This is a genomic window from Citrobacter sp. wls718 (assembly GCF_005280945.1).
GTDB classification, from domain to species: domain Bacteria; phylum Pseudomonadota; class Gammaproteobacteria; order Enterobacterales; family Enterobacteriaceae; genus Citrobacter; species Citrobacter gillenii.
In genome coordinates this window covers 1-23688 of record NZ_SZWV01000051.1, presented here as the reverse complement: position 1 = coordinate 23688, position 23688 = coordinate 1, and the positions used below count along the sequence as shown (strand labels likewise).

The 23688-nt window shown below is 51.4% G+C and carries 26 protein-coding genes and 1 pseudogene; 14 read left to right on the top strand and 13 right to left on the bottom strand.

Translation table 11 applies throughout. The annotated features are described in order from the left end of the window. Window positions 1-71: 71 nt before the first annotated feature. Complete coding sequence (gene yjeM / locus FDW95_RS09270; protein WP_115259628.1) at window positions 72-1574, bottom strand: glutamate/gamma-aminobutyrate family transporter YjeM; 1503 nt, start codon at window positions 1572-1574, stop codon at window positions 72-74. A gap of 212 nt (window positions 1575-1786) precedes the next feature. Continuing rightward, window positions 1787-2764 carry an elongation factor P--(R)-beta-lysine ligase gene (gene epmA / locus FDW95_RS09265; RefSeq protein ID WP_115259629.1) on the bottom strand — a complete coding sequence of 326 codons (978 nt, stop codon included), beginning with the start codon at window positions 2762-2764 and terminating at the stop codon, window positions 1787-1789. A 324-nt stretch (window positions 2765-3088) separates the two neighbouring features. Here epmA and frdA point away from each other — a divergent pair, with 324 nt between their 5' ends. The 5 genes from frdA (at window position 3089) to FDW95_RS09240 (ending at window position 7019) form a co-directional block, all read left to right on the top strand. Beyond that, complete coding sequence (gene frdA / locus FDW95_RS09260; protein ID WP_137363482.1) at window positions 3089-4879, top strand: fumarate reductase (quinol) flavoprotein subunit; 1791 nt, start codon at window positions 3089-3091, stop codon at window positions 4877-4879. Then, entirely contained in the window at window positions 4872-5606 is a 735-nt protein-coding gene (gene frdB, locus FDW95_RS09255) for a fumarate reductase iron-sulfur protein (RefSeq protein WP_096758601.1), read from the top strand. Before frdA ends, frdB begins: the two co-directional genes overlap by 8 nt. 10 nt (window positions 5607-5616) lie before the next feature. Beyond that, the gene (gene frdC, locus FDW95_RS09250) at window positions 5617-6012 is read left to right on the top strand and encodes a fumarate reductase subunit FrdC (protein WP_003025537.1); all 396 of its coding nucleotides are present in this window, start codon (window positions 5617-5619) and stop codon (window positions 6010-6012) included. 10 nt (window positions 6013-6022) lie between these two features. Next, complete coding sequence (gene frdD, locus FDW95_RS09245) at window positions 6023-6379, top strand: fumarate reductase subunit FrdD (protein WP_003025535.1); 357 nt, start codon at window positions 6023-6025, stop codon at window positions 6377-6379. Between the two features lie 106 nt (window positions 6380-6485). Then, window positions 6486-7019, top strand: a complete 534-nt coding sequence (locus FDW95_RS09240; RefSeq protein ID WP_115259631.1) for a lipocalin family protein — start codon at window positions 6486-6488, stop codon at window positions 7017-7019. Here FDW95_RS09240 and sugE read toward each other — a convergent pair. After that, window positions 7016-7333 carry a quaternary ammonium compound efflux SMR transporter SugE gene (gene sugE / locus FDW95_RS09235; RefSeq protein ID WP_016151397.1) on the bottom strand — a complete coding sequence of 106 codons (318 nt, stop codon included), beginning with the start codon at window positions 7331-7333 and terminating at the stop codon, window positions 7016-7018. The genes FDW95_RS09240 and sugE overlap by 4 nt on opposite strands. Before the next feature lie 259 nt (window positions 7334-7592). Between sugE and FDW95_RS09230 the strand changes: the two are divergent. Continuing rightward, window positions 7593-8191: pseudogene (locus FDW95_RS09230) on the top strand (LuxR C-terminal-related transcriptional regulator). Window positions 8192-8221: 30 nt separating this feature from the next. Here the strand turns inward: FDW95_RS09230 and ecnB are convergent. From ecnB to efp, 3 genes are all read right to left on the bottom strand, one after another. Further along, on the bottom strand, window positions 8222-8368 hold the full coding sequence (gene ecnB / locus FDW95_RS09225) for a lipoprotein toxin entericidin B (protein WP_096758604.1): 147 nt from the start codon (window positions 8366-8368) through the stop codon (window positions 8222-8224). Between the two features lie 107 nt (window positions 8369-8475). Continuing rightward, window positions 8476-8610 carry a lipoprotein antitoxin entericidin A gene (gene ecnA / locus FDW95_RS09220; protein ID WP_043018154.1) on the bottom strand — a complete coding sequence of 45 codons (135 nt, stop codon included), beginning with the start codon at window positions 8608-8610 and terminating at the stop codon, window positions 8476-8478. A 56-nt stretch (window positions 8611-8666) separates the two neighbouring features. After that, window positions 8667-9233, bottom strand: coding sequence for an elongation factor P (gene efp, locus FDW95_RS09215; protein WP_096758605.1), 567 nt, complete (start codon window positions 9231-9233; stop codon window positions 8667-8669). Window positions 9234-9273: 40 nt separating this feature from the next. Here efp and epmB point away from each other — a divergent pair, with 40 nt between their 5' ends. Next, complete coding sequence (gene epmB / locus FDW95_RS09210; RefSeq protein WP_115259632.1) at window positions 9274-10302, top strand: EF-P beta-lysylation protein EpmB; 1029 nt, start codon at window positions 9274-9276, stop codon at window positions 10300-10302. A gap of 183 nt (window positions 10303-10485) precedes the next feature. After that, window positions 10486-11349 (top strand): YjeJ family protein, encoded by an 864-nt coding sequence (gene yjeJ, locus FDW95_RS09205; RefSeq protein WP_115259633.1) that lies wholly within the window; start codon window positions 10486-10488, stop codon window positions 11347-11349. Between the two features lie 88 nt (window positions 11350-11437). Here the strand turns inward: yjeJ and FDW95_RS09200 are convergent, their stop codons facing one another. The 3 genes from FDW95_RS09200 to FDW95_RS09190 all read right to left on the bottom strand — a co-directional run bounded on the left by FDW95_RS09200 (window position 11438) and on the right by FDW95_RS09190 (window position 13961). Then, window positions 11438-11791, bottom strand: coding sequence for a DUF4156 domain-containing protein (locus FDW95_RS09200; RefSeq protein ID WP_042999161.1), 354 nt, complete (start codon window positions 11789-11791; stop codon window positions 11438-11440). Window positions 11792-11977: 186 nt separating this feature from the next. Continuing rightward, window positions 11978-13624, bottom strand: a complete 1647-nt coding sequence (groL, locus tag FDW95_RS09195; protein ID WP_096758608.1) for a chaperonin GroEL — start codon at window positions 13622-13624, stop codon at window positions 11978-11980. Between the two features lie 43 nt (window positions 13625-13667). Further along, complete coding sequence (locus FDW95_RS09190; protein ID WP_000027827.1) at window positions 13668-13961, bottom strand: co-chaperone GroES; 294 nt, start codon at window positions 13959-13961, stop codon at window positions 13668-13670. A gap of 274 nt (window positions 13962-14235) precedes the next feature. Between FDW95_RS09190 and yjeH the strand changes: the two genes are divergently transcribed. Continuing rightward, on the top strand, window positions 14236-15498 hold the full coding sequence (gene yjeH, locus FDW95_RS09185; protein WP_115259634.1) for an L-methionine/branched-chain amino acid transporter: 1263 nt from the start codon (window positions 14236-14238) through the stop codon (window positions 15496-15498). Window positions 15499-15551: 53 nt separating this feature from the next. On the opposite strand, the gene FDW95_RS09180 is transcribed toward yjeH, so the two are convergent. Next, a complete protein-coding gene (locus FDW95_RS09180; protein WP_115259635.1) occupies window positions 15552-16031 on the bottom strand; it encodes an FxsA family protein in 480 nt (159 codons plus the stop codon). A gap of 339 nt (window positions 16032-16370) precedes the next feature. Here FDW95_RS09180 and aspA point away from each other — a divergent pair, with 339 nt between their 5' ends. The 5 genes from aspA to FDW95_RS09155 all read left to right on the top strand — a co-directional run bounded on the left by aspA (window position 16371) and on the right by FDW95_RS09155 (window position 21995). Further along, window positions 16371-17807 carry an aspartate ammonia-lyase gene (gene aspA / locus FDW95_RS09175; RefSeq protein ID WP_096758611.1) on the top strand — a complete coding sequence of 479 codons (1437 nt, stop codon included), beginning with the start codon at window positions 16371-16373 and terminating at the stop codon, window positions 17805-17807. A 114-nt stretch (window positions 17808-17921) separates the two neighbouring features. Then, the gene (gene dcuA / locus FDW95_RS09170) at window positions 17922-19223 is read left to right on the top strand and encodes an anaerobic C4-dicarboxylate transporter DcuA (RefSeq protein WP_115259636.1); all 1302 of its coding nucleotides are present in this window, start codon (window positions 17922-17924) and stop codon (window positions 19221-19223) included. Window positions 19224-19351: 128 nt separating this feature from the next. After that, the gene (cutA, locus tag FDW95_RS09165) at window positions 19352-19699 is read left to right on the top strand and encodes a divalent cation tolerance protein CutA (protein ID WP_096758613.1); all 348 of its coding nucleotides are present in this window, start codon (window positions 19352-19354) and stop codon (window positions 19697-19699) included. Next, window positions 19675-21384 (top strand): protein-disulfide reductase DsbD, encoded by a 1710-nt coding sequence (locus FDW95_RS09160; protein ID WP_115259637.1) that lies wholly within the window; start codon window positions 19675-19677, stop codon window positions 21382-21384. Before cutA ends, FDW95_RS09160 begins: the two co-directional genes overlap by 25 nt. A 35-nt stretch (window positions 21385-21419) precedes the next feature. Continuing rightward, window positions 21420-21995 carry a transcriptional regulator gene (locus FDW95_RS09155; RefSeq protein ID WP_115259638.1) on the top strand — a complete coding sequence of 192 codons (576 nt, stop codon included), beginning with the start codon at window positions 21420-21422 and terminating at the stop codon, window positions 21993-21995. Here the strand turns inward: FDW95_RS09155 and FDW95_RS09150 are convergent. The 3 genes from FDW95_RS09150 to FDW95_RS23290 all read right to left on the bottom strand — a co-directional run. Next, a complete protein-coding gene (locus FDW95_RS09150) occupies window positions 21992-22582 on the bottom strand; it encodes a LysE family translocator (protein WP_115259639.1) in 591 nt (196 codons plus the stop codon). The two genes, FDW95_RS09155 and FDW95_RS09150, sit on opposite strands and share 4 nt — an antisense overlap. A 36-nt stretch (window positions 22583-22618) precedes the next feature. Then, on the bottom strand, window positions 22619-23464 hold the full coding sequence (locus FDW95_RS09145) for an AraC family transcriptional regulator (protein WP_115259640.1): 846 nt from the start codon (window positions 23462-23464) through the stop codon (window positions 22619-22621). A gap of 32 nt (window positions 23465-23496) precedes the next feature. Continuing rightward, on the bottom strand, window positions 23497-23688 hold a 192-nt coding region (locus tag FDW95_RS23290), incomplete at its 5' end, for a hypothetical protein (protein WP_212734297.1).

Here is a 23688-nt window from a genome sequence, read left to right as displayed (position 1 = left end):
TGCCGGATGGCGGCTTCGCCTTATCCGGCCTACGAAGATGCTTCTTTAGTAGGCCGGATTAGGTAGGTCGTTTATTCAACCGCCCATTCAGGCTCATTGGCCATACGACGGCTGTAGTTCTGGTAAATCGCCATGGCTAACAACGAGAAGAAAATCGGCCCGCCGGTCATCCACAGCGCACTGTTCCAGTCGCCAGCTTCAATCACCGGCTGGATAATGGTGAACACGTTGGCGAATGTCACCACCAGCACCACGACACTCGTGGCCAGTAGCGTTGCGGCTCGGGTTTTAAATATCACAAACGGTCTTTCCAGACCGACGCGAGATTTAAAGAAAGGGAACGCCAGCGCGAGGAACAGATACGGCAGCGTCATCGAGACGTTCGCCATCAGCGTCAGCTTGTTATAGAACGCTGAGGCCGTATCGCCGCCAAACGACACCAGAAGAATAAACAGGCTCACCAGCAGACACTGCATCCACATCGCCGTCGTCGGCATCCCCATAGCGTTCAGTCTGGTCATCGGTGCAGGCCACAGTGCTTTTGGCGTCCCCTGAATAATCGCTTTCAGCGGCGAGTAGCTGAGCGTGAAGAATGCCCCGGTATAAGCAAGGAACATAGACAGGCCGGTAATACGCGCAAACCAGACGCCTGTAGTGATAGCCGCCTCAGGTGAAAGATGCAGCGCATGGCCCAGCGTCATCCCCAAACTTTTCATCAGGATATAAGTAATATTACCCAAGTTCACTGAACTATTACTTAATACATCCTGCCAGTTGGTACTCACGCCCCATAAAAAGATGGCCAGCGAATAACCCACTGAAATGACAATCGCCGCGAAGACAATGCCTTTCGCGAAGTTCTTTTCAGGTTTCTCTGTTTTATCAACCAGTCCACCCACGGCTTCTATTCCGCCATAGGCAAAAATAGCAAACACCACAAATGACAGCATGGCCAGACCGGACTGATATCCCGGATTCGGTGAAGAGACAAAATTAATATCCTGTGCAAAGTGGCCACCGGTTAATAACAAAACAGCGATACTCACTAACAACAGAACTAAATTAAGACACATGACGGCAATTCCGCCAACCGCCGTAATGCGAGCAATCTTATTAATACCCCGTGACGCTACGCCAGTCACCAACACCATCCAGCCAACAGCAAGCAGTCCGACGACCTGCGTGGGCTCAAACCCGGCGATACGCCAGGTCTGCGTCATATCCGCGCCGAATATAAAGGTGGAAAAAGGCACCCAGACTTTCGCCGCGGTGCTCACCATCCAGATAACGTAGGAAGAGAACCACATAAAGGTGCCGATAAACGCATAACGAGGTCCGACGCTATTATTCATCCACGAATAGATCCCACCCTCTTCTTTCCGATAGGCAGACCCCATTTCAGCCATCATTAAGGCAAATGGGATAAAGAATAATAATGCAGAAAATACATACCATGGAATGGCACTGTATCCCATTAAATAGAAAGCCGAGGGGCTATTAGCAAATCCAAAAACAGACGTAAATATCATCAGGATGAGACCGGTCAGGCTCATCTTTTTTATTGTTTGGGTCATTAAACTATCCCTTACTCTGGAGAGTGTTTATCAAACACCACTCACCGGTGAATACTGCCCCCTTGCAGAGATCAGCAATAAGAAAATCAACACAGGATTGATACCTGAATGCTAACAAAATTCCAGAGTTAAATTGTGGCTATTAGAGGGGAAATGAAAAAAGATGCTACAAAGTGGCGACTATGCGCCACTTTGCAATGCGGAGACGTGAATTACGCACGATCGACGGTAAAGGCGATAACATCAGCGAGGCTATCGGCCCCCAGTGCCAGCATAACCAGACGGTCGACGCCCAGCGCCACGCCTGAGCAATCCGGCATCCCAACTTTTAGCGCTTCAAGCAGATTGTTATCGATAGGCTGTTGCGGTAAGCCACGGGCGGCTCGTTTGCGGTTATCCTGTTCGAAGCGTTGCTGCTGCTCGCGTGCATCGGTCAACTCATGGAAACCATTCGCCAGCTCAATACCTTTGTAGTACACCTCAAAACGTTCGGCCACGCGGTGGTCTTCAGTACTGATTTGCGCCAACGACGCCTGGCTGGCCGGGAAATGATATACAAACGTCGGTTTATCTTTGCCAATGAGCGGTTCGACGCCCATCGCAAACAGCAGTTGCAGCAAGGTATCCCGGTCTTCTTCGGTGTCCGCGATATTGCTGAGATCCAGCTTCGCCGCCGCTTCGCGCAACTGTGTTTTATCCGCTGACAGCGGGTCGATTTCAAGATGACGCTGGAAGGCTTGCTGATAAGAGAGGCTTTCCGCCGGAGAGCAGTCCAGCACTTGCTGGAGCAAATCATCCACTTCATTCATCAGACGGTACATGTCGTAATGAGGACGGTACCACTCGAGCATGGTGAACTCGGGGTTATGGTGACGCCCCATCTCTTCGTTACGGAAACTGCGACACAGTTGGTAGACCGGACCACACCCTGCAACCAGCAGGCGCTTCATATGGTATTCCGGGCTGGTCATCAAATAGAGGTTCATGCCCTGAGAATGACCCGGGCCAACGAAACGCGTTTCGAACGGGAACAGATGAATATCCGTAACCGTCGCCTGACTCATACAAGGTGTCTCAACCTCAAGCACGCCACGGTCGGCAAAAAAGCGGCGGATTTCCGCTATAATTGCTGCACGTTTTAACAGATTGGGGATGGACGCGCTCGGCTGCCAGGTTGCCGTTTCGCTCATGGTTGTTTCTCCGATTTAAGACAAGGGCACGAAGTCTACTCGTAACGCGTTAGCGAGACAAATTTCGGGAGGGAATAACAAACACGGACAAGTTGATAAAAAAAGCAACATTGGGTGGTTTAGTAATTAAATTAATCAAAATCAATGATAATTCCCCCCTGTGATACGCTAAAAAAATCGAACACGTCAAATTTCCCGCTCCTCCCTGAGACTATACTATTGTACCTATAAAGGAGCAGTGGAAACGCGTTCATAACCCGTTTGACTCAGATGAAGCATCTGATTACGGGCGGGGATGAAATAACAACAATCTGGAGGAATGTCGTGCAAACCTTTCAAGCCGATCTTGCCATTATAGGCGCCGGTGGCGCGGGATTACGTGCTGCAATTGCTGCCGCACAAGCAAATCCCAACGCTAAAATCGCACTGATCTCAAAAGTGTACCCAATGCGCAGCCATACCGTTGCTGCCGAAGGCGGCTCTGCTGCTGTCGCGCAGGATCATGACAGCTTTGACTACCATTTTCACGATACGGTAGCTGGCGGAGACTGGCTGTGTGAGCAGGATGTCGTGGATTACTTTGTCCACCACTGCCCAACTGAAATGACGCAACTGGAACAATGGGGTTGCCCATGGAGCCGTCGTGAAGACGGTAGCGTCAACGCACGTCGCTTCGGCGGTATGAAAATTGAGCGCACCTGGTTTGCCGCGGATAAGACCGGCTTCCACATGCTGCATACGCTGTTCCAAACGTCTTTGCAGTTCCCGCAAATTCAGCGTTTCGACGAACACTTCGTCCTGGACATCCTGGTTGATGACGGTCAGGCTCGCGGCCTGGTTGCGATGAACATGATGGAAGGCACGCTGATGCAAATCCGTGCTAATGCGGTTGTCATGGCAACAGGCGGCGCTGGCCGTGTGTACCGTTACAACACCAACGGCGGCATCGTTACCGGCGACGGTATGGGCATGGCACTGAGCCACGGCGTTCCGCTGCGTGATATGGAATTCGTTCAGTATCACCCGACTGGTCTGCCAGGCTCCGGTATCCTGATGACCGAAGGCTGCCGCGGTGAAGGCGGTATTCTGGTCAACAAAGATGGCTATCGCTATCTGCAGGACTACGGCATGGGTCCGGAAACCCCACTGGGCGAGCCGAAGAACAAATACATGGAACTGGGTCCGCGCGACAAAGTTTCTCAGGCCTTCTGGCACGAATGGCGTAAAGGCAATACCATTTCCACCCCGCGTGGCGATGTGGTTTACCTCGACCTGCGTCACCTCGGTGAGAAAAAACTGCTCGAGCGCTTACCGTTCATCTGCGAACTGGCGAAAGCCTACGTGGGTGTCGATCCGGTTAAAGAACCGATCCCGGTACGTCCGACCGCGCACTACACCATGGGCGGTATCGAAACCGATCAGCACTGTGAAACCCGCATTAAAGGTCTGTTCGCCGTTGGTGAATGTTCCTCTGTTGGTCTGCATGGCGCTAACCGTCTGGGTTCTAACTCTCTGGCAGAACTGGTGGTCTTTGGCCGCATGGCGGGTGAACGTGCAGCAGAACGCGCTGCAACGGTAGGCGCAGCAAACGGTGCCGCACTCGACGCACAGGTTGCTGGCGTTGAAAAACGTCTGAAAGATCTGGTGAACCAGGAAGGTAACGAAAACTGGTCCAAAATCCGCGACGAAATGGGTCTGTCCATGGAAGAAGGTTGCGGTATCTACCGTACGCCGGAACTCATGCAGAAAACCGTTGATAAACTGGCCGAACTGCAGGAACGTTTCAAGCGCGTACGTATCACCGATACCTCCAGCGTCTTCAACACCGACTTGCTGTACACCATCGAACTGGGTCATGGTCTGAACGTTGCTGAATGTATGGCGCACTCTGCGCTGGCACGTAAAGAATCCCGCGGCGCGCACCAGCGTCTGGATGAAGGCTGCACCGAGCGTGATGACGTTAACTTCCTCAAACACACTCTCGCCTTCCGTGATGCTGACGGCACAACTCGCCTGGAATACAGCGACGTGAAAATCACCACTCTGCCGCCAGCTAAACGTATGTACGGTGGCGAAGCGGAAGCAGCCGATAAGAAGGAGAAGGCGAATGGCTGAGATGAAAAACCTGAAAGTTGAGGTGGTGCGCTATAACCCGGAAACCGATACCGCGCCGCACAGTGCTTTCTATGAAGTTCCTTATGATGAAACCACATCTCTACTGGATGCGTTGGGTTACATCAAAGATAACCTGGCACCGGACCTGAGCTACCGATGGTCCTGCCGTATGGCAATCTGCGGTTCCTGCGGCATGATGGTCAACAACGTGCCTAAACTGGCGTGCAAAACCTTCCTGCGTGAATACACCAACGGTATGAAGGTTGAAGCGCTGGGCAACTTCCCGATCGAACGCGATCTGGTCGTCGATATGACGCACTTTATCGAAAGCCTGGAAGCGATCAAGCCGTACATCATTGGTAACCCGCGTACTCCGGATCAGGGGCCAAACACCCAGACTCCGGCGCAGATGGCGAAGTATCATCAGTTCTCCGGTTGCATCAACTGTGGTCTGTGCTATGCCGCGTGCCCGCAGTTCGGCCTGAACCCAGAGTTCATTGGACCGGCTGCAATCACCCTGGCGCATCGTTATAACGAAGATAGCCGCGACCACGGTAAGAAGGAGCGTATGGCTCAGTTGAACAGCCCGAACGGCGTCTGGTCCTGTACTTTCGTGGGCTACTGCTCCGAAGTCTGCCCGAAACACGTCGATCCGGCTGCGGCCATTCAGCAGGGTAAAGTTGAAAGTTCAAAAGACTTTCTTATCGCTACCCTGAAACCACGCTAAGGAGTGCACGATGACGACTAAACGCAAAGCCTATGTGCGGCCAATGACGTCCACTTGGTGGAAAAAACTGCCATTTTATCGTTTTTACATGCTGCGTGAAGGCACGGCAGTTCCGGCAGTCTGGTTCAGCATTGAACTGATTATCGGCCTGTTTGCACTCAAGCATGGTGCAGAGTCCTGGATGGGTTTTGTCGCCTTTTTACAAAACCCGGTGGTGGTAATTCTTAATATTATCGCCCTGGCTGCAGCGCTGCTGCATACCAAAACCTGGTTTGAGCTGGCGCCAAAAGCTGCCAACATCATCGTAAAAGACGAAAAAATGGGGCCAGAGCCGATCATCAAAGGTCTCTGGGCAGTTACTGTGGTTGCGACAGTAGTAATACTGTTTGTTGCCCTGTTCTGGTAAGGAGTCCGGAATGATTAATCCAAATCCAAAACGCTCTGACGAACCCGTATTCTGGGGCCTGTTTGGTGCAGGCGGTATGTGGAGCGCTATCATTGCGCCGGTGATGATCCTGTTGGTAGGCATTATGCTGCCGCTGGGCTTTGTTCCTGATGCTTTCAGCTATGAACGCGTACTGGCATTTGCTCAGAGCTTCATCGGACGTGCGTTCCTGTTCCTGATGATCGTTCTGCCGCTGTGGTGTGGTTTACACCGTATGCACCACGCGATGCATGACCTGAAAATCCACGTGCCGGCTGGCAAGTGGGTATTCTACGGTCTGGCTGCGATCCTGACCGTTGTAACGGCGATTGGTATTCTGACCATCTAATCGCTACGCCCTCTTATCATCCGGTAAGAGGGCGTTTTTTCGCTCTCTCTTCCCTTAATTCCCCGCCAGGTTCTACACTTAGGAAAAACCTTAAAAGGAAAATCCTATGCGCTTGCTGCCTGTAGTTGCTGCCGTTACGGCTGCATTTCTGGTTGTCGCTTGCAGCTCCCCTACGCCACCAGCAGGCGTGACCGTTGTCAATAACTTTGATGCTAAACGCTATCTCGGAACCTGGTACGAAATCGCGCGCTTCGATCATCGCTTCGAACGAGGACTGGAAAAGGTCACTGCAACCTACAGCTTACGCGATGACGGGGGTATCAACGTCATCAACAAAGGCTACAACCCCGACAGAAGCATGTGGCAAAAAACGGAAGGCAAGGCTTATTTCACTGGCGATCCTACGCGAGCGGCGCTGAAGGTGTCGTTCTTCGGTCCATTCTACGGTGGGTATAACGTGATTGCTCTCGATCGGGAGTATCGCCACGCGCTGGTTTGTGGCCCGGATCGCGACTACCTGTGGATCCTATCACGTACCCCCACTATTTCAGACGAGATGAAACAGCAAATGCTGGCAGTCGCGGCCCGGGAAGGGTTTGAAGTGAACAAGCTAATTTGGGTAAAACAGCCTGGCGCTTAGTGGGTACTGAGCTTCAGACCAATAATTCCGGCGACAATCAGACCCAGACTCAGCAAACGTGCCGGACTGGCGGATTCCCCCAGCAGCAGGATACCGGTAATGGCCGCCCCTACCGCACCAATACCGGTCCAGACCGCATAAGCTGTTCCAACGGGCAACGTTCGCATCGCCCAGGAAAGCATGGCGATACTGACGATCATGGCCACAATGGTAATAATGCTCGGCGTCAGACGGGTAAAACCGTGGGTATATTTCAGGCCAATTGCCCATACGACTTCAAGCAGGCCAGCAATCAATAAAACGATCCAGGACATATCAGGCTCCAGAATAACAATGGGGCCGTCCCCGGTGAGAGAAGCGTTTGCAGGTCGTCCTACAACGCTGAAGTATGAAAAAGCATTTTTGCCCGAAAGAAAATGAATTTCAACATTTTTATCCATTGCCTGCTTAAAGCAAGAATTGAGCACAAATAGCAGCGTAGTTCCCGCATTTGGCTGCCATTGGTCTTATCTATGATAAATGGCTTTCTGAAGTCAGGAAGCCGTTTTTCCCACTTCTGAATGCGAAAAGTTTATGCATAAAATTTTAGTGATTGACCGGTGCCACTTTACCCGTACAGGGGTCGAGGCCTTGCTTAATCATTCTGGTAGGTTTAATTCGTCGTTTCTGGTATCAGGAATCAATAACCTCTTACTGGCAAAAGAACATATTTCGCAGTGGAAACCGCATCTGGTGATCGCGGATTTATATGGTTTTCTCAGCGATGTACATGCCAGTCCGCCGATTGCGCTTTTTTTATGAGCTGTGGTCTGATCCCCCTGATTTTACTGCAATCAGGAGACAGAAAGCCTGTACCCGCTCACAACCCGCAATACGCCGTCCATTCGGTATTATCCAAACGCACTACGCTCTCTGAGTTGTCAGACAGTATTCAGGATGCTCTCTGCGTTCGTCCTGCGCTTAAGACCACTAAAAACGCGACACCGCTGCTTACGCCGCAGGAAGAGAAAGTACTGTCGATGTGGATGGATGGCGTGAGTAACACTGCGATAGCCTCGGCCCTCGGCATTCATGGCAAGACGGTTTACACCTATAAACGCAACATTCGCATCAAGCTGCATTTAGGAAACCGCTTTTCACCGTTTCTGTCGCTACCCGAGAAAATGAATTAACGGTACGACAGAGCGTCGTACCGTTCATGATTATTGCTGAGCTTTTGTCGCTGCACCAGAGATTGCGCTACCGCCTTCAGAAATATCCTGCCCAACACCTTTTGTTGTATTACACGCAGTCAACACTGAAGAAAGAACCAACACAGAAAAGAGCGCTGCAATTGTCTTTTTAACCATAACGTCTTCCTTTTCTAGCCAATATTGTTTGTGTATAGCTACTTAATGATAGACAAGATCCGGAAGGATGACGGAAAAACGCAGATTTTTAAGACAATATGACAGGCTCAACTGGCCGCGTGAGAGATGGAATTACCAAGATGTTTGATGTCTTCACCGAAGCCACGTGCGGTATTACAGCCCGTCAGGAGTGTGCTGGTGAACAGGATAAGCATTACAAGACCGAGAAGACGTTTCATCATTCCTGCCCTGGAAAAGTATGGCGCAGCAGCCTGCGCCATCGATCAAATAGGATGTATTACTTAACGCGGGAAACGTATTCGCCTGAACGCGTATCCACTTTGATCACTTCGCCGATCTGTACGAACAGCGGAACTTTAACAACTGCGCCGGTGGACAGCGTCGCTGGTTTGCCACCCGTACCCGCGGTGTCACCTTTCAGACCCGGGTCAGTTTCAACGATTTCCAGCTCAACAAAGTTCGGTGGGGTCACGGAGATAGGCTGACCATTCCACAGGGTCACGATGCACTCAGCCTGATCCAACAGCCATTTAGCGCTATCGCCTACCGCTTTCGCGTCAGCAGCCAGCTGTTCGAAAGTGGAGTTGTTCATGAAATGATAGAACTCACCGTCGTTGTACAGGTAAGTCAGGTTCATATCTACAACGTCTGCGCCTTCAGCGGAGTCGGTGGATTTGAAGGTTTTCTCTACACGAGTACCGGTCAGCAGGCGGCGCAGCTTAACGCGCGCGAAAGCCTGGCCTTTACCCGGTTTAACGAATTCACTGGCTTCAACCGCATAAGGTTCGCCGTCCATCATGATTTTAAGACCGGCACGAAAATCGTTGCTATAGTAAGTCGCCATAAGGCCCTCTGAAATTGTTAACTGGTAGCTTAGCCACAAAATGGCGCATATTGTAACCCTAAACACCCCATCCAGAGAAGATTGGTTAGTACAACTTGCCGATGTTCTCACCGATCCGGATGAACTATTACGTCTTTTGAATATAGACGCTGATGAAAATATGCTCGCAGGTCGTGAGGCAAAACGTCTTTTTGCCCTGCGCGTCCCGCGATCGTTTATCGCGCGGATGGAAAAAGGCAACCCCAACGATCCGCTGCTGCGCCAGGTACTCACCTCCCAAGATGAATTTGTCGCCGCGCCAGGATTCTCGACCGACCCGCTGGAAGAACAGCACAGCGTCGTGCCGGGATTACTACATAAGTATCGCAATCGGGCGTTGCTGCTGGTAAAAGGCGGATGCGCGGTCAACTGTCGCTACTGCTTCCGTCGCCATTTCCCTTATGCCGATAACCAGGGGAATAAGCGTAACTGGCAGATTGCGTTAGATTACATCGCGGCGCACCCGGAGCTGGATGAGATTATCTTCTCCGGCGGCGATCCGTTAATGGCCAAAGACCACGAACTGGACTGGTTGCTCACGCAACTGGAAGCCATCCCACATATTAAGCGCCTGCGCATTCACAGCCGTTTGCCGATTGTCATTCCGGCGCGAATTACCGACGGATTGGTCGAGCGTTTTGCTCACTCTTCTCTGCAAGTTCTGCTGGTGAATCACATTAACCACGCCAACGAAATTGATGAGACATTTCGTCAGGCGATGGCAAAACTGCGTCGGATTGGCGTCACACTGCTCAACCAAAGCGTGTTATTGCACGGCGTGAACGATAACGCCCAGACGCTGGCAAATCTTAGCAACGCGCTATTTGATGCCGGCGTGATGCCTTATTACCTGCACGTGCTGGATAAGGTGCAAGGGGCCGCGCACTTTATGGTCAGCGACGATGAAGCGCGTCAAATCATGCGAGAACTGTTGACGCTGGTATCAGGCTATATGGTCCCCAAACTGGCGCGTGAAATTGGCGGAGAGCCCAGTAAAACGCCGCTGGATCTGCAATTACGTCAGCAATAATCCAAATGAGTGTCCGTTTTCGGACACTCACTGCCAAATAATATAATTTCAATTTATTCAGTCCTTCTCTGACTTTTAATTTATGTTATTTTAGCGATAGCTATCTTTTAATGTATTTATAAATCATATAAATAAATCAATATTTAGTTTTCCGTTGAATATTAGGTGAGAGAGAGAACCGCCGTGGCTATAACGATTAAAGGTATTAATACGGGCATTATTCGTCAAAAAAATGAGTTCATTGCGCTGGCATTAAAGATAAAGGAACCCAGAAATAAAGAGTCGCTATTTTTTCTGTCACCATTCGGGCTACGAGACCTGCTTATCGCGCTGGAAAGCAGATTGCATACCAAGCACCTTTTGGGCGAGGATGCGCGTCTGCAGTATGAAAAAGCACGTGACAAAGTCAGTCAAAAAATGAATGAAAACATGCCATTAATTCAGGAGGATGAACTTAAAAATGCGGATATTAATCGTCGGATAAATTCACTGGTATTAGTAAGCGACGAAGGCGAAAACTTAACGCTCTCTCTTACACTGCATAATGGTCGAGTTTGCGAGCTATTAATTAATGAACTACAAATTACGGTACTGGCACATGCAATTATTCACGCAATAAATAATGCAGGGATGCGCGAATTAGCACTGCGTATCACATCGTTATTAGATTTCCTGCCTCTGTACGACATTGATTGCCTGGATAACGATAATCTTGAATACGATGCCTATACACAATCAGAATGGAAACATAATCTGTTTAATCATTATCTGGCTGTCATCTATCGCTATCAAGATAAAGCAGGGAAAGTTCGGTTCTGTGGTTCAGTGGTGAAAACTCGAGCCCCTTCGGATGATAAAGACGTAGAAGCGATCTCTCGTCGGCTTATCGACTTCAGCCCACGGCTAAAAAAACTGGCCGGTGTACCGTGCAAAGTGTTTGTCAGAACACTCACGGGGGATAAAACACAAAAGCTGACACAGGATCAGTGCCTGCGCGCGCTGCATCATTTACGCCTACAGTCTGCCAGTAAAGCGCAGAATGCCTGATGGCGCTGCGCTTATCAGGCCTACGCTCATGTGTACCGTAGGCCGGATAAGACGCTTCAGCGTCGCCATCCGGCATCAACAGCGTTTATCAATTAGGGCACTTATAAACCTGACCAATCATCTCGCTGGCGGTTGGGACAAAACTCGACAACATACCTTGTGATGGGCTGCTTACACCATAAATCACATTACCGCCCATTGCCGCAGCCTGGTTACGCAGATCGTTCGCCGCGCCGCGCATAGAGCCGCCCTCTTCGCCGTGCTGACCAGAAAGCCAGTTGCTCTGCTTACCGGTTGCGGTACCAATCAGCTGGCACTCGGCACCTGGCTTCTCTTCAACGAAGCGTACGCTTTGTCCGGCTGAACTCAGTTCGTTGCTGGAGCTACAACCCGCCATCAGTAGCGCGGCACCAACGATCCCTGCTAAATATTTCACGTGCATGTTATTCCCCATAATCAATGCGCTGGACGTTTTGTCCGTAGCTGAATCATATACTAAAAAGATGACCAAAAGAAAAACCCCCGGACATTTCTGCCCGGGGGTTTCTCATTTTTCGCGAGATGCGTATTTAATCAAATAATTCAAGTTGCAGCCAACGAACCTGCGGCTTGAAGTATGAAGATTAAATTACATCATGCCGCCCATTCCGCCCATGCCGCCCATACCACCAGCAGCACCTAAGTCAGCGGAATCGCCTTTCGGCAGGTCGGTTACCATGCACTCGGTGGTGATCATCAGACCCGCAACAGAAGCCGCGTACTGCAGAGCAGAACGGGTTACTTTAGTCGGATCCAGGATACCCATGTCGATCATGTTGCCGTATTCTTCAGTTGCAGCGTTGTAACCGTAGTTACCGTCACCCGCTTTCACGGTGTTAGCGACAACAGACGGTTCTTCGCCGCAGTTCAGAACGATCTGACGCAGCGGGGATTCCATTGCGCGCAGCGCAACTTTGATACCCACGTTCTGGTCTTCGTTCTGACCACGCAGTTCGCTCAGTTTGGATGCTACGCGGATCAGCGCAACACCACCACCAGCAACCACGCCTTCTTCTACCGCAGCACGGGTCGCGTGCAGGGCATCTTCAACGCGTGCTTTCTTCTCTTTCATTTCAACTTCGGTAGCAGCACCCACTTTGATGACTGCAACGCCGCCTGCCAGTTTCGCTACGCGCTCCTGCAGTTTTTCACGGTCGTAGTCAGAAGTTGCTTCTTCGATCTGCTGGCGAATCTGGGTTACACGACCCTGGATTGCCGCTTCTTCGCCCACACCATCGATGATGGTGGTGGTGTCTTTGTTGATCACAACGCGTTTTGCCTGGCCCAGATCTTCCAGGGTCGCTTTTTCCAGCTCCATACCGATCTCTTCAGAGATAACGGTACCGCCGGTCAGGGTCGCGATATCCTGCAGCATAGCTTTACGGCGGTCGCCGAAGCCAGGTGCTTTAACCGCAGCCACTTTCACGATGCCACGCATGGTGTTAACGACCAGGGTAGCCAGCGCTTCGCCTTCAACATCTTCAGCAATGATCAGCAGCGGTTTGCCTGCTTTCGCTACGGCTTCCAGAACCGGCAGCATTTCGCGGATGTTGGAGATTTTCTTATCAGCCAGCAGGATGAACGGCGTTTCCAGTTCTACTGCGCCCGTTTCCGGCTTGTTGATGAAGTAAGGAGACAGGTAGCCACGGTCGAACTGCATACCTTCAACTACGTCCAGTTCGTCCTGCAGACCGGTACCGTCTTCAACGGTGATCACGCCTTCTTTACCGACTTTGTCCATCGCTTCTGCGATCAGTTTACCTACGGTTTCGTCGGAGTTAGCGGAGATGGTACCAACCTGAGCAATCGCTTTAGAGTCGGAGCACGGTACGGACAGGGCTTTCAGTTCTTCAACCGCAGCAGCGACAGCTTTGTCGATACCACGTTTCAGATCCATCGGGTTCATACCCGCAGCAACAGCCTTCAGGCCTTCAGTGATGATGGACTGAGCCAGTACGGTCGCAGTAGTCGTACCGTCACCTGCAGCGTCGTTCGCTTTAGAGGCAACTTCTTTCACCATCTGCGCGCCCATGTTTTCGAACTTGTCTTCCAGCTCGATTTCACGTGCTACGGAAACACCATCTTTAGTGATAGCTGGGGCACCGAAAGATTTATCCAGAACCACGTTACGGCCTTTCGGACCGAGGGTAACTTTTACTGCGTCTGCCAGTACGTTCACGCCGCGCAGCATTTTCACACGAGCGTCGTTACCGAATTTTACGTCTTTAGCTGCCATTTTCTCTTTCCCTTAAATTCGTATGTTCAGTGTCGTTCGCGGATTAAGCTTCAACAATCGCCAGGATGTCACTTTCAGACATGATCAACACTTCTTCATTGTCGATCTTCTCAGATTTAACACCGTAGCCATCGTTGAAAATGACGATATCGCCAACTTTCACGTCCAGCGGCTGTACGGTACCGTTGTCCAGGATGCGACCCTTACCGACAGCGATGATTTCGCCACGAGTTGATTTACCCGCTGCGGAACCGGTCAGTACGATGCCGCCAGCAGATTTGGATTCAACTTCTTTACGTTTGACGATCACACGATCATGTAACGGACGAATACTCATTGATAGCTCTCCTTTGAGAAAGTCTTTATCAGTTATGGGTGGCGCCGGCCCGTGAACGGTTTACCGGCTAGTGACCAGAGAGATGGGGATGGGGTTTTCTCCCTTCAAGGGGGCAAGCGAAAAATTTTTTTTATCAGGAGAAAATCCCGCCAAAACACAGACACACCTCACATTTAATACCGATTTCAGTCACGTCGTCATAAGCAAATCCGATTGTGATACCATCGAAAATCTGCGCTGTAGCCTATTTACGGGCATAATCGGATAACAATTTATGAGTGGACTGAAGCAAGAGCTGGGGCTGGCTCAGGGCATTGGCCTGTTGTCGACATCATTGTTAGGGACAGGCGTTTTTGCTGTTCCCGCACTGGCTGCCCTGGTGGCGGGTAACAATAGCCTGTGGGCCTGGCCGGTCCTCATTCTTCTAGTCTTCCCCGTAGCGATTGTCTTTGCCGTGCTCGGTCGCCATTACCCCAGCGCCGGCGGTGTGGCACATTTTGTCGGCATGGCCTTTGGCCCTCACCTGGGGCGCGTTACCGGCTGGCTGTTTTTATCGGTGATTCCGGTCGGGCTGCCAGCGGCATTGCACATTGCCGCCGGATTCGGTCAAGCCATGTTTGGCTGGCATGGCTGGCAGCTTTTGTTGGCAGAACTCGGTACGCTGGCGTTGGTTTGGTATGTAGGTTCCCGCGGTGCCAGCTCCAGTGCAAACCTGCAAACGGTCATCGCCGGGCTGATTGTTGCCCTTATCGTTGGCATCTGGTGGGCGGGTGAACTTAAACCCGGCGAAATCCCCTTTCCTGCCATTACCGATATTGAACTGCCAGGGCTATTCGCGGCGCTGTCGGTGATGTTCTGGTGTTTTGTCGGTCTTGAAGCATTCGCACACCTGGCCTCGGAGTTCAAAAAACCGGAGCGAGACTTTCCCCGTGCACTGATGATCGGCCTGCTACTGGCCGGTTCAGTCTACTGGGCATGTACGGTCGTGGTACTACATTTTGGTGCCTATGGTGAGCAAATGGCTGCGGCAGCATCGCTACCTAATATTGTCGTGCAACTGTTTGGCGTACAAGCTCTGTGGGTAGCCTGCATCATTGGTTATCTGGCCTGCTTTGCCAGCCTGAACATTTATATTCAGAGTTTCTCCCGCCTGGTGTGGTCGCAAGCGCAATATAAGCCGGAGAGTTACCTGGCTCGCTTGTCCCCTCGCCATCTTCCGCGCAATGCTTTGAACGCGGTGTTAGCTTGCTGCGTGGTCAGCACATTGTGCATCTATATACTGCAAATCAACCTTGATGCATTAATCATCTATGCCAACGGCATCTTTATTATGATTTATCTGCTGTGCATGCTGGCAGGGTGCCGACTGCTAAAAGGACATTATCGTGCGCTGGCGGTGATTGGCTGTCTGTTGTGTCTGTTGCTGCTGGCAATGGTTGGCTGGAAGAGTCTGTATGCACTGGTTATGCTGGCAGGACTGTGGTTGTTTTTACCCCGCAGGCCGGATAAGGCCGTTACACCGCAATCCGGCAAGTAAAGCCTCGTTGCCGGATGATGCCGCTCACACGGCGTATCCGGCCTACAACGTCATCAATCCCGACGGTCGTCGTCTTTATGATCAAGGCGGTTGCGCTCATCATCTTTACGCTGGAACTCACCGTCAAAGGTCTCGCCCCCACCAGTTCCTGCACTAAAGCCGCCCCCCGGCATACGAGAAAAGCGCAGGTGCGGCAGCAGCTTCATGGTCAGATGCTTCTGCACCGGAGGTAATAAAAGAAGAAGACCAAGGAAATCGGTGAAGAAGCCCGGCAGCACCAGCAGCAAACCAGCAATAATCAGCGACACGCTCTTGATCATTTCTTCAGCAGGACTTTCACCCGCCGCCATTTTTTGTTGCATCAACAAAAAGTTCTTAAACCCTTGGTTACGAACCAGAGACATACCGATAACCGAGGTAAAAATGACCAAAATCAGCGTCATCAGAACACCCATAACATGGGCAACCTGAATGAAAATAGATATCTCTATGTAAACATAGAGAAAAATGGCAAGTAATGGTATCCAGCGCAAAGGACTCTCCTGTAAATAACAGCCGTTTTCGCCACGTCTGTCCGAATGGTTATGTGACTCGCATCGGAAAGATGTGGGGGGAATTAGCAAAATTTCAAGCGGGTTCTACACTTATTTTTGGTATTAATCCTAAAGGGGTGATCCATTTCACAGAATAATAATTAAGGGGTAATTTCCGCGTTTTAAGTGATCCAGATTACGGTAGAAATCCTGAACCAGCATATGATCTCGGGTATCAGACCGATGCAGGGGATAATCGTCGGTCGAGAAACAATCGAAATCACATATATCCTGTGTGTTTAGTAAAAAATCATTGGCAGCTTGAAAAAGAAGGTTCACATGTTAAACAACATTCGTATCGAAGAAGACTTGTTGGGTACCAGGGAAGTTCCAGCGGACGCCTACTACGGTGTTCATACTCTGAGAGCGATTGAAAACTTCTACATTAGCAACAACAAAATCAGCGATATCCCTGAATTTGTTCGCGGTATGGTAATGGTGAAAAAGGCAGCGGCCCTGGCCAATAAAGAGCTGCAAACCATTCCTAAGAGTGTGGCAAATGCCATCATCGCAGCATGTGATGAAGTTCTGAATAACGGAAAATGCATGGATCAGTTCCCGGTAGATGTTTACCAGGGTGGTGCGGGTACCTCCGTCAACATGAACACCAACGAAGTGCTGGCCAATATCGGTCTGGAACTGATGGGTCACCAGAAAGGTGAATATCAGTACCTGAATCCGAACGACCACGTGAACAAATGTCAGTCTACCAACGACGCTTATCCGACCGGCTTCCGTATCGCTGTTTACGCATCCATCATCAAACTGATTGATGCCCTTAACCAACTGCGTGAAGGCTTCGAACAAAAAGCTGTTGAATTCCAGGACATCCTGAAAATGGGTCGTACCCAGCTGCAGGATGCTGTACCGATGACTCTCGGTCAGGAATTCCGTGCTTTCAGCGTTCTGTTGAAAGAAGAAGTGAAGAACATTGGCCGTACTGCTGAGCTGCTGCTGGAAGTTAACCTCGGCGCAACCGCAATCGGTACAGGTCTGAACACCCCGAAAGAGTACTCTCCGCTGGCTGTACAGAAACTGGCTGAAGTGACTGGTTTTGCCTGTGTTCCGGCTGAAGACCTGATTGAAGCAACGTCCGACTGTGGCGCATACGTTATGGTGCACAGCGCACTGAAACGTCTGGCTGTTAAGATGTCCAAAATCTGTAACGACCTGCGTTTGCTCTCCTCTGGCCCACGTGCCGGCCTGAACGAGATCAACCTGCCGGAACTGCAGGCGGGCTCTTCCATCATGCCAGCAAAAGTAAACCCGGTTATCCCGGAAGTCGTCAACCAGGTGTGCTTTAAAGTCATCGGTAACGACATCACCGTCACCATGGCGTCTGAAGCAGGTCAGCTGCAGTTGAACGTTATGGAACCGGTTATTGGCCAGGCGATGTTTGAATCTATCCACATCCTGAGCAACGCTTGCTATAACCTGCTGGAAAAATGCGTTAGCGGCATTACGGCTAACAAAGAAGTGTGTGAAGCATTCGTGTATAACTCTATCGGTATCGTGACCTATCTGAACCCGTTCATCGGTCACCACAACGGCGATATCGTCGGTAAAATCTGTGCCGAAACCGGTAAGAGCGTGCGTGAAGTTGTCCTTGAACGTGGCCTGCTGACCGAAGCTGAGCTGGACGATATCTTCTCTGCTCAGAACCTGATGCACCCTGCTTATAAAGCAAAACGTTATACTGATGAAAGCGAACAGTAATCGTGTAGGGTAGTACCAGAGAAGGCACGTCAGATGACGTGCCTTTTTTCTTGCACGAAGTTACTTAAAAACAACAATTTAATATCAACTTGTTAAACAACAAGGAAGGCTAATATGATAGTTTTAGAACTTATCATCGTTTTGCTGGCAATCTTTTTAGGTGCCAGACTTGGGGGTATCGGTATTGGATTTGCAGGTGGGCTGGGTGTTCTGGTTCTCGCCGCTATTGGCGTAAAACCGGGTAACATTCCGTTCGATGTTATTTCCATTATCATGGCGGTCATCGCTGCCATTTCTGCTATGCAGATTGCAGGTGGTCTGGACTATTTGGTTCACCAAACTGAAAAACTGCTGCGTAAGAACCCAAAATACATCACGATCCTTGCACCGATCGTGACCTATTTCCTGACTATCTTTGCAGGTACAGGCAACATCTCTCTGGCAACGCTGCCGGTTATCGCTGAAGTGGCGAAGGAACAAGGCATCAAACCTTGCCGTCCGCTGTCTACTGCAGTGGTTTCTGCACAGATTGCGATTACTGCGTCGCCAATCTCCGCAGCTGTGGTGTACATGTCTTCCGTCATGGAAGGTCATGGCATCAGCTACATCCACCTGCTGTCCGTGGTCATTCCGTCCACGCTGCTGGCGGTACTGGTGATGTCCTTCCTGGTCACTATGCTGTTCAACTCCAAGCTGTCTGACGATCCGATTTACCGTAAACGTCTGGAAGAAGGCCTGGTCGAACTGCGCGGTGAAAGACAAGTTGAAATCAAAGCGGGCGCAAAAACCTCCGTATGGTTGTTCCTGCTGGGCGTAGTTTGCGTGGTGGCTTACGCCATTATCAACAGCCCAAGCCTCGGTCTGGTCGCTAAACCGCTGATGAACACTACCAACGCCATCCTGATCATCATGCTGAGCATCGCGACGCTGACCACGATCATCTGCCGCGTTGAAACGGACTCTATCCTGAACTCCAGCACCTTCAAAGCCGGTATGAGCGCCTGTATTTGTATCCTGGGCGTTGCATGGCTGGGTGATACTTTCGTCTCTCATAACATTGACTGGATCAAAGAGACTGCAGGTAGCGTCATTCAGGGTCATCCGTGGCTGCTGGCTGTCATCTTCTTCTTTGCTTCTGCACTGCTGTACTCTCAGGCAGCAACGGCAAAAGCTCTGATGCCGATGGCTCTGGCACTGAACGTTTCTCCGTTGACCGCTGTCGCATCCTTCGCGGCTGTTTCTGGCCTGTTCATTCTGCCAACTTACCCAACGCTGGTTGCGGCGGTTCAGATGGATGACACCGGGACAACCCGCATCGGTAAATTCGTCTTTAACCATCCGTTCTTCATCCCGGGTACGCTGGGTGTGGTACTGGCTGTCTGCTTCGGCTTCCTGCTGGGCAGCTTCATGCTGTAAGTTTTACCTGCAGGGCGCCTGTGCTCCCTGCAGTTCCTCTCCCCCGTCTCGCTTTGACTAACATCCTTCTTCCGTCCGTTGTATAGTGACTCCTCTCTTGCTGGTTACTCTGTGCTTTCGAGGTGTTTATGCTTGATGTAAAGAATCAGGATATCTCCATCCCCGATACCGTTGTCGTGCTCTGTACCGCCCCGGATGAAGCAACCGCTCAGGATCTGGCCGCTAAAGTGCTGGCGGAAAAACTGGCCGCCTGCGTCACACTGCTGCCCGGCGCTACCTCCCTCTATTATTGGGAAGGCAAGCTGGAGCAGGAATATGAAGTCCAGATGATCTTAAAAACCGCAGTTTCACACCAGCAAGCACTTCTCGATTGCCTGAAGTCACATCACCCGTACCAAACACCTGAACTTCTGGTTTTACCCGTCACTCACGGAGATTTTGATTACCGCTCATGGCTCAACGCATCCTTACGCTGATCCTGCTGCTCTGCAGCACATCAACTTTTGCTGGCTTATTTGACGCACCAGGTCGCTCGCAGTTTGTCCCGGCCGACCAGGCATTTGTGTTCGATTTTCAGCAAAACCAACACGATCTGAACCTCTCCTGGCAGGTCAAAGACGGCTATTATCTATATCGTAAACAGATAAGCATAACCCCATCTCAGGCCGAGACTGCCGAGGTAAAATTGCCGCCCGGGGTCTGGCATGAAGATGAGTTTTACGGCAAAAGTGAAATTTATCGTCAGCAGTTGACTATCCCTGTCACCGTCAAGCAGGCTGCTGCGGGTGCGACGCTAACGGTTACCTACCAGGGCTGTGCCGACGCCGGGTTCTGTTATCCGCCTGAGACAAAAACCGTGCCATTACGTGAAGTGGCGGCCAGTGCAGAAGCACCACCGACGACCTCTTCAGCAACGGTATCGCCAGAAGAACAACCACAACCCACGACCCAACTGCCGTTCTCCGCATTGTGGGCACTGCTGATCGGGATTGGCATTGCCTTTACACCTTGCGTCCTGCCGATGTACCCGCTGATTTCCGGTATCGTGCTAGGTGGAAAACAGCGCTTATCAACCGGACGAGCACTACTGCTAACCTTTATCTATGTCCAGGGAATGGCGCTCACCTACACCGCGCTGGGTCTGGTGGTTGCCGCTGCGGGGTTACAGTTCCAGGCGGCGCTACAGCATCCTTATGTCCTGGTTGGCCTTGCTATCGCCTTTACGCTGCTGGCTTTATCGATGTTTGGCCTGTTCACGCTACAGCTGCCTTCATCACTGCAAACACGCCTTACGTTAATGAGTAACCGTCAGCAAGGTGGCTCTCCCGGCAGCGTATTTACAATGGGGGCGATTGCCGGTCTGATCTGTTCGCCTTGCACCACCGCCCCACTGAGCGCAATTCTGCTGTATATCGCTCAGAGTGGAAACATGTGGCTAGGCGGCGGCACGCTGTATCTGTACGCGCTGGGAATGGGACTGCCCCTGATGCTCATTACCGTCTTTGGTAACCGTCTGCTACCGAAAAGCGGCCCGTGGATGGAGCATGTCAAAACCGCCTTTGGTTTTGTCATCCTGGCGCTTCCCGTATTTTTACTGGAACGTATTATCGGTGACGAGTGGGGGATCCGCTTGTGGTCGTTACTCGGCGTCGCGTTCTTTAGCTGGGCCTTCATTACCAGTCTGCAAGCCAAACGCCCATGGATGCGCCTTGTGCAAATAGCCCTGCTCGCCGCCGCTCTGGTGAGCGTACGTCCCTTGCAGGACTGGGCATACGGTACGCCGCATGCACAAACGCAGGCACATCTGAACTTCAAACCCATCGCGACGGTTGATGCGTTAAATCAGGCGCTGGCAGAGGCAAAAGGTAAGCCGGTGATGCTGGATCTGTATGCCGACTGGTGCGTAGCCTGCAAAGAATTTGAGAAATACACCTTCAGCGATCCGCTGGTTCAACAGGCATTAAGCAACACGGTATTACTGCAGGCGGACGTCACGGCAAATAATGCCCAAGATGTCGCACTGCTGAAGCATCTGCAGGTTTTAGGGCTGCCAACCATTTTGTTTTTTGATGCTCAGGGTAAAGAGCAGCCAAACGCGCGGGTAACAGGCTTTATGGATGCCGCAACATTTAGCGCACATTTGCACGATCGCCAACCGTGAGCGACACTTGCAAAAGGAAAACGGAGGAGAATACCGTGCAACGTGAAGATGTCCTGGGAGAAGCCCTGAAATTACTTGAGGTGCAAGGGATAGCCAATACCACGCTGGAAATGGTGGCCGACCATATTGATTATCCGCTTGATGAGCTGCAGCGCTTCTGGCCCGATAAAGAGGCCATCTTGTACGATGCCCTGCGGTACCTTAGCCAACGGGTAGATATCTGGCGGCGTCAGCTTCTGCTTGATGACACCCTGAGCGCTGAGCAGAAGTTACTGGCTCGCTATAACGCCCTGGCCGAATGTGTGAGCAACAATCGTTACCCCGGCTGCCTGTTCATCGCCGCCTGTACCTTCTACCCTGACCCTGGCCACCCTATCCATCAACTTGCGGATCAACAAAAAAAGGCGGCCCATGATTTTACCCATGAACTGCTGACGACGCTGGAAGTTGACGACCCGGCGATGGTCGCCAAACAGATGGAACTGGTGCTTGAAGGTTGCCTGAGCCGCATGCTGGTCAATCGTAGCCAGGCCGACGTGGAAACGGCACACCGGCTGGCGGAAGACATCCTGCGCTTCGCTCAATGTCGTATGGGCGGTGCGCTGACCTAAGCAAACATCCCCGCCCATGCGGAGATAAGCAGACACAGCGCCATCACCCGTTGAAAACGCACCATCGCCGTGGTGGTGCGAAACACCCTGTTTACCGCCTTACCCAGCCACGCCCAGCACAACAAGCACGCCACAGATATCAGTAAGAACCACAGCGCCATTAGCGCGACATCCCGCAGCATATGCTCACCCGTAGGGGCAAACAGACTCACCACCGCCAGCGCCATCATCCACGTTTTGGGATTGATAATCTGCAACAGTGCCGCTGCTTTGGCAGTAAAGCGATGGCGCGTTTGCCCAGCAATATTCGTTGCCGGAGCACAAAACAGCTGCCAGCTCATCCATGTCAGCCACAGTACACCCGCCCAGCTCATCACCTGGCGTACCAGCGGATACTGGCGCAGCAGTTCACCTGCACCGGCTCCAGATATCAGCACAATGGCGCTGGCGGCCACACAGCCGCTGACAAGCGCAGGCAGTGTGGCTCTCACACCATAATGCTGGCTGCTGGTCAGCACAAGAATATTGGTGGGGCCTGGCGTTATCGAAGCAACAAAAGCAAACAGCAAGTACGGCATAATATTCACAGGTGACTCCTTATTATTGGAGTCCTGACTGTGCCGTTATTTATTGGAAACGTCTGGAAGGTTTGTGCACAACTTACGGTAATGTGCAGGCGTAATCCTGTACGCCCGCTGGAACCAGCGCCCAAGATGACTTTGATCGGCAAAGCCCAGCGTTGTCGCCACAGCGACGGGCTGTTCCCCTCGCGCCAGGAGCTGACGTGCTTTTGCCAGCCGCAACTGGATAAGCCAGGCATGCGGTGCCATATGGAATTCTCGTTTGAAACTGCGGGTCAGGGTAAAGCGGTCTGTCCCTGTCTCCCGTGCCAGATCGGAAAGGCCGATATTGTCGCCCATATGCGCATGCATATAGTCCCGCGCTCGATGCGCCATTGCACAACCCTGTATTTGTGATGGCAGACGCTTATGCCACCGACAATGTGCCGTGAGCTGAGTCAGCAAATTATCCATATTGCTTTGCTGCACGATACGCATTTCATCGGTATGCAGTGAACCAAATGTCTCACCAATCGCCCGAACCAGATGCGGCTCACGGGTCAGCGTTTGGTTAAAGTGCAGTGAATAGCTACCCGGAGTAGCCTCGTACAGCCCATGTAACGTGTGGGTCAGCCACTGTTCATCAAGGTAAAAGGTCAGATAGGTAAAACCGCCTGCAACCGGGGCATCACCATCATGGATTTCACCCGGTTCTAGCAGAAACGCATCACCCGGCTGGCTGTGATGACGCTCCCGGCGACAGTGAAACTGCTGGGTACCGGAAAGGGTGATCCCCACCAGATAGCTGTCATGCCAGTGCGGGTCAAAGGCATGGCCTTCAAAGTGCGCCTTAATAGTCTCAATACCGGTATCGGCATGCTGTCGTAGTTCAAGCCAGTCGTTTGCCATACTGCCCTCCTCTCGCTGCCAGCATTGCCTGGTTAAATCACACCTGTCTGGAAGATTTGTGCAAACTTCAGGCATAAACGTACAGACTGCCGTAATATTAAGCGGTTGAACAGCTTTTCACGATATTTGATTGACTGCCAGGCGTGAATGCGGTTTAATGCGCCCCGTTGCCCGGATAGCTCAGTCGGTAGAGCAGGGGATTGAAAATCCCCGTGTCCTTGGTT